This window comes from Cyanobium sp. ATX 6E8 (assembly GCF_024346335.1).
In the GTDB taxonomy this organism is placed as follows: domain Bacteria; phylum Cyanobacteriota; class Cyanobacteriia; order PCC-6307; family Cyanobiaceae; genus Cyanobium_A.
Genome location: NZ_JAGQCT010000014.1, coordinates 52,226 through 66,881, shown reverse-complemented (window position 1 = coordinate 66,881; position 14,656 = coordinate 52,226). Strand labels below are relative to the sequence as shown.

The 14,656-nt window shown below is 68.5% G+C and carries 15 protein-coding genes and 1 pseudogene; 8 read left to right on the top strand and 8 right to left on the bottom strand.

Annotated elements, in window-relative coordinates; all coding sequences use genetic code 11:
• Positions 1-298: pseudogene (locus tag KBY70_RS11455) on the bottom strand (photosystem II q(b) protein); the annotation flags it as partial.
• A gap of 281 nt (positions 299-579) precedes the next feature.
• Here KBY70_RS11455 and KBY70_RS11450 point away from each other — a divergent pair.
• Entirely contained in the window at positions 580-930 is a 351-nt protein-coding gene (locus tag KBY70_RS11450) for a hypothetical protein (RefSeq protein WP_094561168.1), read from the top strand.
• Positions 931-989: 59 nt separating this feature from the next.
• Entirely contained in the window at positions 990-1,382 is a 393-nt protein-coding gene (locus KBY70_RS11445) for a hypothetical protein (RefSeq protein ID WP_094561167.1), read from the top strand.
• Here the strand turns inward: KBY70_RS11445 and KBY70_RS11440 are convergent.
• Complete coding sequence (locus tag KBY70_RS11440) at positions 1,361-2,326, bottom strand: aspartoacylase (RefSeq protein ID WP_254988567.1); 966 nt, start codon at positions 2,324-2,326, stop codon at positions 1,361-1,363. The genes KBY70_RS11445 and KBY70_RS11440 overlap by 22 nt on opposite strands.
• 77 nt (positions 2,327-2,403) lie before the next feature.
• On the opposite strand from KBY70_RS11440, the gene KBY70_RS11435 reads away from it, so the two are divergent.
• From KBY70_RS11435 to KBY70_RS11425, 3 genes are read left to right on the top strand one after another with little or no spacing between them, the layout of a single operon-like run.
• On the top strand, positions 2,404-3,384 hold the full coding sequence (locus KBY70_RS11435; protein WP_254988566.1) for a glutathione S-transferase C-terminal domain-containing protein: 981 nt from the start codon (positions 2,404-2,406) through the stop codon (positions 3,382-3,384).
• Between the two features lie 14 nt (positions 3,385-3,398).
• Positions 3,399-4,052, top strand: coding sequence for a DUF2301 domain-containing membrane protein (locus KBY70_RS11430; RefSeq protein WP_094561179.1), 654 nt, complete (start codon positions 3,399-3,401; stop codon positions 4,050-4,052).
• A complete protein-coding gene (locus tag KBY70_RS11425) occupies positions 4,049-5,953 on the top strand; it encodes an ABC-F family ATP-binding cassette domain-containing protein (protein WP_254988565.1) in 1,905 nt (634 codons plus the stop codon). The genes KBY70_RS11430 and KBY70_RS11425 overlap by 4 nt, the downstream gene beginning before the upstream one ends.
• Here the strand turns inward: KBY70_RS11425 and KBY70_RS11420 are convergent.
• Positions 5,942-6,442 carry a hypothetical protein gene (locus KBY70_RS11420; RefSeq protein WP_254988564.1) on the bottom strand — a complete coding sequence of 167 codons (501 nt, stop codon included), beginning with the start codon at positions 6,440-6,442 and terminating at the stop codon, positions 5,942-5,944. The genes KBY70_RS11425 and KBY70_RS11420 overlap by 12 nt on opposite strands.
• 139 nt (positions 6,443-6,581) lie before the next feature.
• On the opposite strand from KBY70_RS11420, the gene KBY70_RS11415 reads away from it, so the two are divergent.
• The gene (locus tag KBY70_RS11415) at positions 6,582-6,800 is read left to right on the top strand and encodes a CP12 domain-containing protein (RefSeq protein ID WP_254927535.1); all 219 of its coding nucleotides are present in this window, start codon (positions 6,582-6,584) and stop codon (positions 6,798-6,800) included.
• A gap of 24 nt (positions 6,801-6,824) precedes the next feature.
• On the opposite strand, the gene obgE is transcribed toward KBY70_RS11415, so the two are convergent.
• Positions 6,825-7,835: a GTPase ObgE gene (obgE, locus tag KBY70_RS11410; RefSeq protein ID WP_254988563.1), complete on the bottom strand. Its 1,011-nt coding sequence runs from the start codon at positions 7,833-7,835 to the stop codon at positions 6,825-6,827.
• A gap of 38 nt (positions 7,836-7,873) precedes the next feature.
• On the opposite strand from obgE, the gene KBY70_RS11405 reads away from it, so the two are divergent.
• Positions 7,874-9,100 (top strand): ABC transporter ATP-binding protein, encoded by a 1,227-nt coding sequence (locus tag KBY70_RS11405; protein WP_094561160.1) that lies wholly within the window; start codon positions 7,874-7,876, stop codon positions 9,098-9,100.
• A gap of 6 nt (positions 9,101-9,106) precedes the next feature.
• Here the strand turns inward: KBY70_RS11405 and KBY70_RS11400 are convergent, their stop codons facing one another.
• The 4 genes from KBY70_RS11400 to KBY70_RS11385 are packed head-to-tail and all read right to left on the bottom strand — an operon-like array spanning position 9,107 to position 13,983.
• On the bottom strand, positions 9,107-11,548 hold the full coding sequence (locus KBY70_RS11400; protein ID WP_254988562.1) for an endonuclease MutS2: 2,442 nt from the start codon (positions 11,546-11,548) through the stop codon (positions 9,107-9,109).
• The gene (locus KBY70_RS11395; protein WP_094561178.1) at positions 11,545-11,943 is read right to left on the bottom strand and encodes a VOC family protein; all 399 of its coding nucleotides are present in this window, start codon (positions 11,941-11,943) and stop codon (positions 11,545-11,547) included. Before KBY70_RS11395 ends, KBY70_RS11400 begins: the two co-directional genes overlap by 4 nt.
• A 14-nt stretch (positions 11,944-11,957) precedes the next feature.
• Positions 11,958-12,959 (bottom strand): porphobilinogen synthase, encoded by a 1,002-nt coding sequence (hemB, locus tag KBY70_RS11390; protein WP_254988561.1) that lies wholly within the window; start codon positions 12,957-12,959, stop codon positions 11,958-11,960.
• 25 nt (positions 12,960-12,984) lie between these two features.
• On the bottom strand, positions 12,985-13,983 hold the full coding sequence (locus KBY70_RS11385; RefSeq protein WP_254988560.1) for a DnaJ C-terminal domain-containing protein: 999 nt from the start codon (positions 13,981-13,983) through the stop codon (positions 12,985-12,987).
• A 185-nt stretch (positions 13,984-14,168) separates the two neighbouring features.
• Between KBY70_RS11385 and KBY70_RS11380 the strand changes: the two genes are divergently transcribed.
• On the top strand, positions 14,169-14,621 hold the full coding sequence (locus KBY70_RS11380) for a hypothetical protein (RefSeq protein WP_254988559.1): 453 nt from the start codon (positions 14,169-14,171) through the stop codon (positions 14,619-14,621).
• The last annotated feature ends 35 nt before the right edge of the window (positions 14,622-14,656 follow it).

Below are 14,656 nucleotides of genomic sequence, written 5' to 3'. Positions count from 1 at the left end.
CGGCTTCCCAGATGGGATAGAAGTGCAGGCCGATGGCGTTGCTGGAAGGCACAACAGCACCAGAGATGATGTTGTTGCCGTACATCAGGGAGCCGGCGACGGGCTCACGGATGCCGTCGATGTCGACAGGGGGAGCGGCGATGAACGCCACGATGAAGCAGATGGTGGCAGCCAGCAGGCAGGGGATCATCAGCACACCGAACCAGCCCACATACAGGCGGTTGTTGGTGGAGGTGACCCACTCGCAGAACTGGTTCCACGCAGAAGCGCCTTGGCGCTGCTGAATTGTGGTTGTCATGAGAACGAGAGAAGGGTGTTCCAGAGGAACGGGTATGGAAGGCGAGAATCCGATCTGCCGAAAGGGCAGAAGCGAAAACAGCCGGACGGAATCCCGTCGCTTGCAACTGTAACGGAAGATTGCGGTGATGGTGAGAAAGCCGCGGCCTGGATGCCGCAGGGCTGCTGATGACTCTGATTAGCGCAGCTGATGGGTGGCGATCCTGGCGGGCTATGGCGGCAATCCGTAGCCAGCCGCTGCTGCCACTGCTAGGAGTTTCCCTGCACAGGACCTTCTCCGGCATGGCACTGCCCTCCACGCTTCAAGCCCTGCCCATCCGTGCCGCCCTGGTGGCGCTGGCCAGCACCGCACTCCTGATCGGGGGCTGTCAACGGCAACCGTCTGCCGAACTGCAGCGGGTGCTTCAGCGCCAGGAGCAACTCGAACTCAAGATTCAGCAGCTGGAGCAGAAGCTCAACGCCGTGACCCCGGGCAACGGGGCGGATCCAGCCGGCAAACCTCCAGCTGGGGCGATCAAGTCGCTCACGTACCGCAGCGGCACTCAAGACGACCGGCTCCGCATCTACTGGGCCGACGGCACCACGAGCGATTTGCCCTGCACCAAAGAGCAGTCGACCCTGGTGTGCGGTTGATCCCGCTTGACAGGAGTGGGGCCCCAGGTTGAGCTAGAGCCCACAAAAGCCCTGAATCCATGCGCTCCCCTCTTGCTGCCGCGGCGATGTTGCTCGGCCCAGGCCTGTTGGCCGGCGGCCTGGCCCTGCAGGCGCCCCTGGTGGCGCAGGCCCAGGCCGATGCCCCCGTGCCCTTCAGCGCCGTGCGGGCCCTCAACCTGGCGCGCAACACAGCCATCCAAAGCAACGGAGGCCTGAGCGTGTACCGGCCAGCGCAATGCATGTACGAAACCGCCAGCGCCGGCAACCAGTGCCTGATCAGCAACACCAACGAGGGCTATCTCTTCCGCTTCCTTGGTGGCGCCCCTGGCTGGCAGCAACTGGACCTGGCCCCCAGCGTGGAAACCGAGATCCGTATTTCCACAGATGGCCGCAGCGTGCTCGGCGTTGATTACAACGGCGTCCCGCGCTGAGCCAGCTTGGACGCCACAGCCGAAAGGGCTGCAGACCAGGCGGCTGAGACCGGCCAGCATTCACGACGAGTGAGGCTCAGGGCAATGCCCTTCTCGCCGTAGGCCGCTTCATTGACGAACACGGGCCAAACGGGCTGGCCCTCCAGGCCAGGGGGCGGCTCAAAGCTGAGGGTCGTCCCACCCGGATCGGCAAACACCGGATCACCCGGATGCAGCGGTTGCCAGTCGCGGTGCTGCAACGCCGGATGCAGGCAGGCCTTGGGCGTGCCATCGGGGTGACGGGGCAAATCCAGGCTGCCCAGATGGCGATGCACCACCAGCTCCGCCGGCAGCCGCAGCGTTCCCCGCTGCGCCGCTGCCAACACCGCCAAAGCCGCCTCCACCCCCAGCTGGGTTTGGCGGCAGATCTGGGCCTGGATCACCCCCTGGGGCACCGGCCCCACTTCGATCACCAAGCCACAGGGCCAGCGCTCCACCAGAAAGCCTGTTTGGGCTGCATCGGCTTCGTGCAGGTAGATCGGCAAGCCCAGCAGCCCCTGAATGCCGGCCGCCAGGGCCAGATCGGCCGGACGCCGGCCGTAGATCACCAGCGCGTTGCCCATGGCACTGGTGGTGCTGTGCAGATCCAGTGCCACCAGGCAGGGGTCTTCGGCCTCTGGGCCATGGCTGGCCACCAGCTCCCGGGCGCGCTGCAGATCCGCCCCATCCTGGGAGACATCCGCCAACAGCTCCGCAGCAAAACAGCGGTTGAGATCGCGTTCGAGGTAGCGACGATTGCGGGCATGGGCGGCGGGGTTGCCGATCACCAGCTCCAGGTCGAGGCCGTGGCGCGGCAGGGCTTCTGGGTGGCGGCGCCAGTGCTCCAGCAGCCAGGGGGCATTGCGCTCATTGCCATGGGTGCCGGCCACCACCAAGACCTTGGCCGGCGCTGAAATCGGGCTCATCGGGGGATGGCTGGTGCCAGGCGCTGGATTTCGGGGCCAGCCTGACGCAGATTCAGACCCTTGCCGCTACCGCAACCATGGCCCCTCCTGCCCCCCTGGTGCGCACGGCCCGGGCGCTCTGGCACTGGCAATGGCGTCAGCTGATGGGCGGCCTGGGGCCCGCCGATGCCGATGGCAACTACCGCCGGCCCGCCGGGGCCTTCATCGCCCTGCCGCCGCTGCCCAGCGATGCCGCCGCAGCCGATGGCCATGTGCTGATCGTGGGCCGCAGCTGCCCCTGGGCCCACCGGGCCTGGCTGGTGTGGAGCCTGCGCCAACTGGCGTCCAGCATCACCCTGGTGGTGGTGGATCCCGATCCCGAGGAAGGCCGCTGGCGCTTCGCTGAGCCCTTTGAGGGCTGCACCACCTTGATCGAGCTCTACCGGCGCTCCGGGGCCGATCCCGGGCAGCGGGCCACGGTGCCAGCGCTTTATTCCCGCCGGGAGCGGCGCATCCTGGTGGGCGAAAGCGCCCGGCTGATCGAGCTGCTCAACCGCTGGCCCTGCCCCGACGGGACCAATCTGGAGCCCCCCGCCCAAGAGGCCACCACCACGCACTGGCGCGAACGGCTGCAGAGCGCTGTCAACGATGGGGTGTACCGCTGCGGCTTCGCCCGCAGCCAGGGCGCCTACAACCGGGCCGAAGCAGCGCTGTTTGCGGCACTGAGCGACGCGGATCGGGCCCTCGAGCAGACGCCCTGGATGAGTGGGGCCGAACTGAGCCTGGCCGACGTGGTGCTGTTTCCCACGCTGATCCGCCTGGAGTTGGTTTACGCGCCCCTGTTTGGCTGCAGCCGCCTGCCCCTCTGGCAGCTGCCGGCCCTATGGGACTGGCGGCAGCGCTTCCACGGGCTGCCCGGCGTGGCCAGCACCTGCTGGCCACAGGCCTGGCGCCGCGACTATTTCGGAGCCCTGTTCCCCCTGCATCCCTCCGGAATCATTCCCGCCGGGCCACCGCTCGCCACACTGGTGTCAGGCCGCCCCGTTCCAGGGGCCTGGGCCGATCCAGTTGATCCGTGATCCAGGGCACCACCATGAGCGATCCGGTGTTTGAGGGGGTGTACGGCCCCTACACCATCGATGCCACCGACCGGCGCGAGGTGCTCGGCTATCGCCTGGCCCTCACCGCCGTGGCCGTGGGCCAGGCGGGGTTGCTGCTGCAGTGGCGTCAGCTGGGGCCGGGACTGGTGTGGCCATGGATGCTGCTGATGGCAGCGGGGCTGGGCCTGGCCCTGCGCTGGATTCACATCTACCTGGTGCCGCTGCACCGGGCATTGCAGCTGTTCTGGCTGCTCGGCTGCATCGGAGCACTCGCCCTGGCGGCCAGCCGCGGCCCCGAAGGCATGCTGCCGGCCCTCGCCAACCAACGCCTCTGGGTGCTGGCGATCGGCCCCTTCTTCGCCGCCCTGGCGGGGGTGGGTTTCAAGGAATTCTTCTGCTTCCGCCGGCCCGAGGCGATCGGGGTGACGCTGCTGCTGCCGCTGGCCCTGCTCGGCCACCTCAGTGGCCTGCTCCAGCCTCCGATCAGCACGGCCTTGCTCGGCCTGGAAAGCGCTTTGCTGCTGGTGCTGTGCCTGCGCAAATTCCCCATGCCCGCCGCGGCCGACGTGGGTGACAAGAGCGTGTTCGTGTATCTCAAGGCCCAGGCTGCAGGCGGGGCTGACCCCGCAGCCGGAGTGGCGCCTTGAGCCTGATCAGCCTGGTGGAGGCCGGCAAGGATTTCGGCATCCGCACCCTGTTTGAGGGCCTCACCCTGCATATCGGCGAGGGGGAGCGGCTGGGGCTGATCGGCCCCAACGGCGCCGGCAAGAGCACCCTGCTGAAGGTGCTGGCCGGCCATGAGCCCCTGGGCAGCGGCCAGCGGCGCTGCGCCCCCCGCACCCGGGTGGTGCTGGTCGACCAGGAGCCGGAACTCGACCCAGCGCACACCTTGCTGGAACAGGTGTTTGCCGGCAGCGGCGAGAAGATGGCCCTGTTGCGGCAACACACAGCCCTCAGCCAGGCCGTAGCCGACAGCCCCGACAACGCCACCGCCCTGGCCCGGCTGAGCGACCTGCACGGCCGCATGGACCAGCTCAACGCCTGGGGCCTGGAGCAGCAGTGCCGCGAGGTGCTGGAGCGGCTCGGCATCGCCGACATCGACCGCAAGGTGGGCGACCTCTCCGGCGGCTACCGCAAGCGGGTGGCCCTGGCCGCCGCCTTGGTGGCCGAGCCGGACGTGCTGCTGCTGGATGAGCCCACCAACCACCTCGACGCCAACGGCGTGGAGTGGCTGCAGAGCTATCTCGACCGCTTCCCGGGCGCCCTGGTGCTGGTGACCCACGACCGCTACGTGCTGGATCGGGTCACCCGCCGCATCGTGGAGGTGGATCGGGGCCTGGCCCGTAGCTACGCCGGCAACTACGCCACCTACCTCACCCACAAGGCCGAGGAGGAGGCATCAGAAGCGGCATCGGCCGCCAAGTTCAAGGGCACGCTGCGGCGAGAGCTGGCCTGGCTGCGGCAGGGCCCCAAGGCCCGCAGCACCAAGCAGAAAGCGCGGATCCAGCGCATTGAGGCGATGCGGGAAGCTCCCCAGCGCCAGAGCCGTGGCCAGGTGAGCCTGGCCACCACCAGCCGGCGGCTCGGCAAGCGGGCGATCACCGCCGAGGAGCTGGGGGTGAGCGCCGGTGAGGGCCCCGCAGCCCGGCCGCTGCTGCGAGCCTTCAGCTACGACTTCAGCCCGGAGGACCGGATTGGCATCATCGGGCCCAACGGCGTGGGCAAGTCGAGCCTGCTGGAGGTGATCGCCGGGCGGCGCCAACCCAGCAGCGGCAGCCTGGAGCTGGGCTCCACCGTGAAGCTGGCCTACTTCGACCAGCACAGCGACGTGCTGCTCAAACCCGACCAGAAGGTGCTGGAGGTGGTGCAGGCCGCTGCCAGCCGGGTGTCGGTGGATGGTGAAGAGCTGAGCGCCTCCCAGCTGCTGGAGCGCTTTCTGTTCCCGCCGGCCCAGCAGCACCAGCCGGTCGGCAAGCTCTCCGGCGGTGAACGGCGGCGGCTGCACCTGTGCCGGCTGCTGGTCGAGGCGCCCAACGTGCTGCTGCTTGACGAACCCACCAACGACCTCGATGTGCAAACTCTGAGCGTGCTGGAAGACTTCCTTGAAGACTTCCGCGGCTGCGTGGTGGTGGTCTCCCACGACCGCTACTTCCTCGATCGCACTGTGGACCGGCTGTTCTGCTTCGAGAACGGCGAACTGCAGCGCTTCGAGGGCAACTACAGCGCCTACCTGGAGGCCAGCGCCGCTCGCCAGGCCCCATCCCAGGCGTCCGCCGCACCTCAGGCGCAAAGCCCACCCCCCAAAACCGCGCCGGCCGGGAGCACCCAGCCACGGCGCCGCAGCTCTAAGGAAACCCGCGAATTGGCCGACCTGGAGACCAACCTGCCGCAGTGGGAGCAGCAGCGCCGCGCGCTGGAGCAGGCCCTGGCCAGCGGGGGCAGCGACTACACCGCCCTGGAGGCGCTCACCCACGACCTGGCCCAGCTGAGCGAGCGGATCCACGCGGGCGAAGAGCGCTGGCTGGCCCTCAGCGAGCTAACGGGGTGAGGGCGTTGCCATCGCCGCAGCCGAGCGGCGCCGGCGGTGGGGATGGGCCATCTCCAGGGGGCCCTCAGTGGCGCCGCGCTGTCGCGGCGCCAGGCCACAGACCGGGCCGGCTGGTTCTGGCAGAAGCCAGGGCTGGCGACGCACCCGGGCGCCGTGGGCTTCGGCCTCCTTCATGGCGGTGGGCTTGTAGTCGTCGGCCGCGCGGTGGGCGGCCATTTGGTCACCCATGCGCCGCAGATAGAGATCCTGATACCAGATGATCAGGCCATGCTCATGGGCCTCACAGACGGCCTGCAGGGAGGGAAAGCGCTGACTCACCAGGCCACTAGGCGCACATTGTTTCCAATCCAACACATCGTCAAAGCTCAGGCCCCGCCGCCACTGGCGTTGCTCAGAGAGGTAGCAGTGCTCCTCAGGACCGTTGATCCAGAACAGACGCCCGTTCTCATCCATGAAGTGCCGACCGCGCCGCTGCTTGATGCGTGCCATGGGGATCCCCCGCAATGCGCTTTTCCTGCTGCTAGCCACGCCTGGGCAGATCCGCAGCAAGCAACAGAAAGGCGCAAGGTGGTTCGGCGCCCGTATGGTGAGCCGCGGTGAGTTCCGGCCTTAGGCAGCCGGTATCCGAATGAAAAGCATCGACGAGCACATCCAGAAGGACCAGAGCGAGATCGAAGCCGCCCGGGCCGCTGGCGACCTGGGCAAAGTGCGCCACCTGGAAGAGGAGCTGCAGGGCCTCCAGGAGTTCAAGGAGCACCACCCTGAAGACAGCCACGACCCCACGCCGCTGGAAGTCTTCTGCGACCTCAACCCCTCCGCTCCTGAGTGCCGCGTGTACGACGACTGAGCACCCCTTCGGCCTCGGTACCGATCAGACCTGAGCAATCCCGAGCTGCTGCCACACCGCGGCCAGCAGCTCGGGCAAATTTTTCGAAGCCGCAGCTGAGATGGCCAGAACGGGCGGACCTCCACGGGCCTGCACGTGTTGGCGCAAACCTTCGAGCTCAGCCTCCAGCGCAACGGGGTCGAGCAACTCGATCTTGTTGAGCACCACCAGCCGAGGCCGTTGGTCCAGGCCGTGGCCGTAGGCCGTCAGCTCCCGCTCCACCACCTGAACATCGGCCAACACGTCGTCGACGCTGGCATCGATCAGATGGATCAGGAGCCGGGTGCGCTCGATGTGGCGCAGGAAGTCGTGGCCGAGGCCGGCACCCTGGGCCGCTCCGGCGATCAGGCCAGGGATATCTGCAAACACGGTGCCATCACCGCTGGGCCGGCGCACCACCCCCAGGTTGGGCACCAGGGTGGTGAAGGGATAGTCGGCGATCTTGGGCCGGGCCGCCGAGAGCACGGAAATCAAGGTGCTCTTGCCGGCGTTGGGCAGGCCGATGATCCCCACCTCCGCCAGCAGCTTGAGTTCCAGCTGCAGCATCCACTCCTCACCCTCCTTGCCCTCGGTGAACTTCTCAGGCGCCCGGTTGCGGTTGCTGAGGTAGTGGGCATTGCCGAGGCCGCCGCGGCCGCCCAACGCCACCAACAAGGCATCGCCGGGATCGGTGAGGTCGCCGAGCAGGATGGTTGTGCGGGCGTCGCGCGCCTCCGTCCCGCAGGGCACCTTGATCACCAGGGGATCGCCGCTGGCGCCGGTGCAACGGTTCGGGCCACCCCGCCGGCCATCGATGGCCGCGAACAGTCGCTTGTACTTGAAATCCAGCAGGGTCTGGAGGTTGGCATCCGCCACCAGCAGCACGTCGCCGCCGCGGCCGCCATCTCCGCCGGAAGGCCCGCCCGCCGGCACATATTTTTCGCGGCGGAAGGCCACGATTCCGTCGCCGCCCCGGCCGGCCTTGACCGCGATGCGGGCCTGATCAATGAATTGCATTGGGGCAAACCTAGGATCGCGCCGTCTGAAGGGCCGTTTTGGCAGAGGTTCGCTTCGAGCAGGTCAGCAAGACCTACCCACCCCGCAGGGGAAGCGATCCGGTGGAGGTGCTGCGGCAGCTGGATCTGCAGATCCAGGACGGCGAATTTCTGGTGCTGGTAGGGCCTTCGGGCTGTGGCAAGAGCACCCTGCTGCGGCTGCTGGCGGGCCTAGAGCAGCCCAGCCACGGCGAGATCTACGTCGGCAACCGGCCCGTCAGCCAGCTGCGTCCAGCCCAGCGGGACGTGGCCATGGTGTTTCAGAGCTACGCGCTCTACCCCCATCTCACGGTGGGCGGCAACATCGGCTTCGGTCTGCGCCGCAGCCGCCACCGCACCGCCCTGCAGCAGCTGCAGGACAGCCTGCACCTGGCCTCCCGGCGGCTGCCCGGGCCCCTGCAGGTGCGCTCCCGGCGGGAGGAGCGCATCGCCCAACGCATCGCCGAGGTGGCGGAGACCCTGGAGCTCGACCACCTGCTCGATCGCCTGCCCAAGGAACTTTCCGGGGGCCAGAAGCAGCGCGTCGCCCTGGGCCGCGCCATCGCCCGCCAGCCGGCGGTGTTCCTGATGGATGAGCCGCTCAGCAACCTCGACGCCAAGCTGCGCACCGGCACCCGCACCCAGATCGTTGAGCTGCAGCGGCGGCTGGGCACCACCACCCTCTACGTGACCCACGACCAGGTGGAAGCGATGACGATGGGACACCGAATTGCCGTGCTCAACGCCGGTCGGCTGCAACAGCTGGGCACGCCGATGGAGCTCTACCAATGGCCCGCCAACCTGTTCGTGGCCCAGTTCATCGGTAGCCCCGCGATGAACCTGCTGCCGGTGGAGGCGATCGGCGCCGGCCAGCTGCAACTGGGCAGCCGCAAGCTGGCGGTGGAAGGCCCCCTGGCCGAGGTCCTGGCCGCGCGGGCCGGGCAGGAGCTCACCGGCGGACTGCGGCCCGAGCACTTCCGGCTGGCACCCGCCACCAACCGCAACCTGCGGGCCGAGGTGAGCCATGGCGAAGCCCTCGGCAACGAGCAGCTGCTCACCTGCCGCCTCGAGGAGGGTGATCACCTGGTGCAGGTGCGGGTCGGCCCCGAAGACAACCTGCCGCCCGGATCCACGCTGCACCTGGATGTCGATCCCCGTGGCTGGCGCCTGTTCGATGCCGCCGGAGATGCCCTACCCCTGATAGCCCAACCCGCCACCGCGGAGCCGCGCTTGCCCTCGTTTGGCTAGAGGGCTCTACTTCACGTAAATCACGCTGCAGCCCGGGCCGCCGTCGCCCTGCTCGGCATCGCTCACCCGTTCCACATAGGGCACGGTGGTGAGCCACTGGCGCAGGCCGCGTTTGAGCTTGCCGGTGCCAATGCCGTGGATCACCCACACCGGCCCATTGGCGCCGCGCAGCCGCTCCTCCACCGCCGCCTCGGCCTCGTGCACCCGTAGGCCCCGCACATCCACCGTGTTGCCCTCGGTGCGCACGTCGGGGCCACGGCCGCCCAGCCCCCGCTGCCCCTTGACCTGCACCCGCACCTCCGGCGGGCTGGGTTTCTCGCCATGGAGGCCCTCAATACCCGCCAGCTCCAGCGTCAGCCGCATCACCCCACAGCGCACGGTGAGTTCGCGACCGTCATCGGCCAGGGCCAGCACCTCTCCAGCCTTGCCCAGCGACAGCACCCGCACCCGATCGCCCACGGCGGGCATCCAGCCGCGGTGCTCCCGCCGCTCCGGGGCGGGGCGGTGCTGCTGCTCCAGGGATTTGAGGCGTTGGCCGGCCTGACGGGCGGTTTCACCCAGTTCAGCGCGGCTGGCATCGTGGCCCTGGCGCAGACGGCGGATGATCCGTTTCACCTCGTTCTGCCCCTGGCGGATCGAGCGCTCCAACTGCTGGCGCCGCTGCTCCTGCAGCTCGGCACTCTGCTGGGTTTGCTGCTGCCAACGCAGCAGCAACTCCTCATGCAGCAACTCGGTGCGGGCCAGCAGGGCAGCAGCCTCCTCGGCGGCCTCCTGCTGACGCTGGCGCTGGTCTTCCAGACCCGCGATCACCTGGTTCACCTCGCCCTCGCCGAGGGGCTCCAGCTGGGCGGCGGCAAGCTCGAGCACAGCCTCCCCCAGGCCCAACCGGCGGGCGATAGCCAGAGCGTTGCTGCGGCCCGGGATCCCCCACTGCAACCGGTAGGTGGGGGAGAGGGTCTCCACGTCGAAGGCCACCGAAGCGTTCTCGAAACGGGGATCGTTGTATTTGAGAGCTTTGAGCTCGCCGAAGTGGGTGGTGGCGATCGTCAGGCGGGCGCGATCGGCCAGATGCTTCAGCAAGGCCGTGGCGAGGGCCGAGCCCTCCAGCGGATCGGTGCCGGCCCCCACCTCATCGAGCAGTACCAGGGCCGCGCCGGATGGGGTTGCCGCCGCACCGGCACCATCGGGCAGGGCATCGAGGATGCGGGCGATCCGGCGGATGTGGCCGCTGAAGGTGGAGAGGTTTTGCTGCAGCGATTGCTCATCGCCGATGTCAGCGAGCACCTGGGCGCACCAGGGCAGCCTTGGCGTGCCGCTGCAGGGCAGAAACAGCCCGGCGCGGGCCATCAGCGCCGCGAGCCCCACGCTCTTCAGGGTGACGGTCTTGCCACCGGTGTTGGGGCCGGTGATCGCCACCACCCGCAGCTCCGGTGCCACCACCAGGCTCACTGGCACCACCGGATGGCCGCCCTGCCGCTTGTGCTGCCAGAGCAGCAGCGGGTGGCGCAGCTCGCGCAGCTCAAAGGGGGCCTCCGGCTCGGCCGCCAGCTCGGGCCGCACCGCCCCCAGCCACTGGCCATAGCGGGCCCGGGCCACACCCGCGTCCAGTCGCAACAGCACCTGTTGCAGCCCCGCTAGGGCCTCAGCCTCCTCCCCCACCTGGGCGCTCAGGGCCATCAGCACCTGCCGTTCCAGCTCCCGCTCACGCCCCTCCAGGTCGCGGATGCGGTTGCCCAGGGCAATCACAGCCTGGGGCTCGATGAACACCGTCTGCCCCGACGCCGAACTGTCGTGCACCAGCCCCGGCACCTGGCCGGCGGCACCGGCCTTCACCGCCAGCACCGGCCGGCCATTGCGCTCGGCTACCACTGTGTCCTGCAGCAGCGAGCCCAAGCGGCGCAGCAGCTCCTGCAGCCGCTCCCGCCGTTCCGAACGCACGCCAAGCAGCTGCCGGCGCAGCCCCTCCAGGGGCGGGCTGGCCCGATCGGCCACCCGGCCGCCCTCCTCCAGGCAGAAATGCAGCCGCTGCTCCAGCTCCGGCAGGGTGCGCAGCTCAGCCACCAGGGCCGAGCACTCCGGCCTCAGCTCTGAATCGTCGATCTGCCGCCGCAGCCGGCGCGCCACCGCCAGGGTGCCGGCCAGGGCCAGCAGGTCTTCGCCGGCCGCGGTGCCGCCCTTGGCGCAGAGGGCCACCAGCGGCGCGATGTCGGCGACGCCCTGGAAACTCAGCCCCCCCTCCAGCAGGCCATCGAGCCCCAGCAGCTCGGTGGTTTCCGCCAGCAGGCTGCGGCTGGCGGCCAGTGAAGCCGGCAGGGGCAGCTCCAAGCAGGCGCGCCGGCCGGGGGGCGTGCTGGCAAAGCTGGCCAGCTGCTCCGCCAGCCGCGGCCACTCCAGCAGCTCCAGTGCGTCCTGTTGAATCGGAGCTGAGGGGTCGGCGAACGTCGTCACCCGGCCAGGTTGGAGGGGATACCGCCGGGGGGCTCGTAGAGCATCTCCAGCCAATTGCCTTCCGGATCCTGCAGGTAGAAGCTGGCAGTGCCGTCGCGGTGGTCGTGCACCGGGCCGCAGGCTTGGCCGGCAGCCACCAGCTGGGCGTGCACCGCATCCACCTCAGCCCGATCACGGAAATGGAAGGCGAAGTGGGGGCCTGCCGCCTTGTACTCCGGGCTCAGCAGAGCGATGCCGCGGCCGCCGCCGGGCCACTCCAGGTAGGCCCAGTCGGGGGCATCCCAGGTGAGTTGCAGGCCCAGCCTTAGGTAAAAGGCCTTGGCGCGCTCCATGTCCTGCACCCGCAAGGCCACGTGGCCAAGGGTGTGGGCGGCAGGGCTGGGAGCAGGGGTCATGGGGGTCAAGTGGGTCAGCCCTGGCGCAGCCACTGGGCTGCATCACAGGCGTGATACGTAAGGATCAGATCAGCGCCGGCCCGCTTGAAGCAGAGCAGGGTTTCCAGCACCACCGCCCGCTCGTCGATCCAGCCCTTCTCGGCGGCAGCCTTCACCATGGCGTATTCACCGCTGACGTTGTAGGCGGCGATCGGCTGCTCCGATTCGCCTCGCAGCCGGTGAATGATGTCGAGATAGGCCAGGCCGGGCTTGACCATCAGAATGTCGGCCCCCTCGCTCTCATCGAGCTGGGCCTCGAGGATGGCCTCGCGGCCATTGGCCGGATCCATCTGATAGGTGCTCTTGTCGGTGGGAATGGGCTTGCCGGCGGCCGCGCGGGGGGCCGAATCCAGGGCTTCGCGGAAGGGGCCGTAGTAGGCGGAGGCGTATTTGGCCGTGTAGCTGATGATCCCCACGTGCTCGAAACCCTCCTCATCGAGGGCTTCGCGGATGGCGCCAACGCGGCCATCCATCATGTCGCTGGGGCCGATCAGGTCGGCACCGGCCCGAGCCTGGGCCACCGCCTGCTTGCAGAGGATGGCCACGGTGTCGTCGTTGAGCACCACCCCCTCCTCGCTGACGATGCCGTCATGGCCGTCGCAGGAATAGGGGTCGAGGGCGACGTCGGTCATGATCGCCATGCCGGGATGCTCCTGCTTGAGCCGGCGGATGGCACGGGGGATCAGACCACCCTCGTTGAAGCATTCGGCGCCGTCCTCGGTTTTAAGGCCATCGGCCACCTTCGGGAACAGCACGACGCAGCGGATGCCGAGATCCCAGGCCCGGCCCACTTCCTGCGCCAGTCCTTCGAGGCTCCAGCGCATCGCACCGGGCATGGCCCCGATCGGCTCGTTGGTGGCACCCTCATGCACGAAGAGGGGATAGATGAAATCAGCCGCGCTGAGGTGATGCTCCCGCACCATCGCCCTCAGGGCCGGCGTGCGGCGCAAACGGCGGGGACGGTAAGTGAGCTCCATGACGGCGGTGTGGCTAGGGCGGATCCTAGAGACGGGCCGCCTGGATCCACCCCGCCCGAGGATCGGCGCTGCGGGCGGCCCGCAGCTGCTCCAGCAACTGGCGCTCCTGGGCACTGAGCTGGTCGGGCAGCTTGAGCACCGGGGTGAGCAGCAGGTCGCCGCGGCCCTCCTTGAGGGGCCAACCCTTGCCCTTGAGCCGCAGGCTGCGGCCCAGGGTCATGCCGGGCGGCACCTGCACGGAGGCCTCGCCATCGGGGGTGGCCACCCGCACCTCGCCGCCAAGGGCCAGCTCATCGAGGCTCAGGGGCAACTCGGCCCGCAGCTGATCGCCATCGAGCTTCCACACCGGATGGTCCTGCAGCTGCAGGTTGAGGTAGAGATCGCCGCGGCGTCCCGTGCCGGGCTGCAGGTTGCCCTTGCCCTTGAGCCGCAGCCGGCTGCCGGGCTTAACCCCGGGTGGAATGCGCACCTGCACGCGCTCGTCGTTCACCGCCAGGGTGCGCTCCGAGCCGCGGAAGGCATCGGCAAAAGAAAGGCTGATGCTGGCCTCAGCATCGAGATTGATCGGAGCGCCACGGCCAGCCCCACCGGGTCCCCCAAAACCTGGTCCGCCAAAGCCCGGTCCACCAAAACCGCCGGGAAAACCGGAGCCAAAGCCAAAGCCACCCGGTGCCCCGCCACCGCCGCCCGGGCCGCCGAAGCGTCCGAGCAAATCGTTGATGAAGTCGTCAAAGTTGCCGTAGCGGCCGAAATCCACATCGACGCCACCCATACCGGAGCCACCACCAGCCTGGCTCCAGTACTGGCCGAACTGCTCGTAGCGGCGGCGCTTGTCGGGGTCGGAGAGCACCTCATAGGCCTCGCTCACCTCCTTGAACTTGGCCTCGGCCCCCGCATCACCGGGGTTCACATCCGGGTGGTACTGACGGGCCAGCTTGCGAAAGGCACGCTTGACCGCATCGGCATCGGCACCGCGCTCGACCCCAAGCACCTTGAAGTAATCGCGGTAGCCGTTTGCGCTCATCGACCAAGGCTCCACCGCTGGCGACCAGTGTCTCAGCCGCGAGGGGGATTCGCAGGCGCCTGGAAGGGCGGAAGGCCGAACGCCACACCGAAAACAAGGCCAGAGAACAGGCCTGTGGTTTTGCTCACATCCGGGTGAAAACGCCGCGCAATCGCCCTACCCTCAAACCCTCCCCTGCTCCGTTCATGGCAGCTTCCAGCTCCCTGCGCTCCGGCCTGCTGATTGCCCTGAGCACGGCGCTGCTGGGCTTTGCGGCCACGGCCAGTGCCGGCAGCGGCGCCAATGCTCCGGCCGCCTCCACCACCCCCACCCTTGGGGAGGCGCTGGCAGCCTCCACCCCTGAGCAGAAGTCCCTCAGCGCCCATCTGCACGCCAAGGGCGCCATCTTCTACGGAGCCTGGTGGTGTCCCGCCTGCTTCCAGCAAAAGAATCTGTTTGGCAAAGAAGCTGGCAACCGCCTCCCCTATGTGGAGTGCGACAAAACCGACGACGGCCGGGCTGTGTGCACGGCCGCCAAAATCCGCGCTTTTCCCACCTGGGAGCTGGCCGGCAAGCCACGCCTCGAAGGGGTGCAGACCATCGAAGAGCTCAAGGTGTGGAGTGGCTACCAGAGTGGTGGCGACCACAGCCAGCATTGATCCTGGCGATAGGCCGTTAGAGGGCTGGCAGCGAA

Bases quoted from the DNA above. Each gene is read 5' to 3' on its own strand.
- obgE (WP_254988563.1), bottom strand. From the start codon at position 7,835: ATGCAATTCATTGATCAGGCCCGCATCGCGGTCAAGGCCGGCCGGGGC.
- KBY70_RS11415 (WP_254927535.1), top strand. From the start codon at position 6,582: ATGAAAAGCATCGACGAGCACATCCAGAAGGACCAGAGCGAGATCGAA.
- KBY70_RS11380 (WP_254988559.1), top strand. From the start codon at position 14,169: ATGGCAGCTTCCAGCTCCCTGCGCTCCGGCCTGCTGATTGCCCTGAGC.
- KBY70_RS11420 (WP_254988564.1), bottom strand. From the start codon at position 6,442: ATGGCACGCATCAAGCAGCGGCGCGGTCGGCACTTCATGGATGAGAAC.
- KBY70_RS11445 (WP_094561167.1), top strand. From the start codon at position 990: ATGCGCTCCCCTCTTGCTGCCGCGGCGATGTTGCTCGGCCCAGGCCTG.
- KBY70_RS11385 (WP_254988560.1), bottom strand. From the start codon at position 13,983: ATGAGCGCAAACGGCTACCGCGATTACTTCAAGGTGCTTGGGGTCGAG.
- KBY70_RS11435 (WP_254988566.1), top strand. From the start codon at position 2,404: ATGGCCCCTCCTGCCCCCCTGGTGCGCACGGCCCGGGCGCTCTGGCAC.
- KBY70_RS11450 (WP_094561168.1), top strand. From the start codon at position 580: ATGGCACTGCCCTCCACGCTTCAAGCCCTGCCCATCCGTGCCGCCCTG.
- hemB (WP_254988561.1), bottom strand. From the start codon at position 12,959: ATGGAGCTCACTTACCGTCCCCGCCGTTTGCGCCGCACGCCGGCCCTG.
- KBY70_RS11430 (WP_094561179.1), top strand. From the start codon at position 3,399: ATGAGCGATCCGGTGTTTGAGGGGGTGTACGGCCCCTACACCATCGAT.
- KBY70_RS11440 (WP_254988567.1), bottom strand. From the start codon at position 2,326: ATGAGCCCGATTTCAGCGCCGGCCAAGGTCTTGGTGGTGGCCGGCACC.
- KBY70_RS11395 (WP_094561178.1), bottom strand. From the start codon at position 11,943: ATGACCCCTGCTCCCAGCCCTGCCGCCCACACCCTTGGCCACGTGGCC.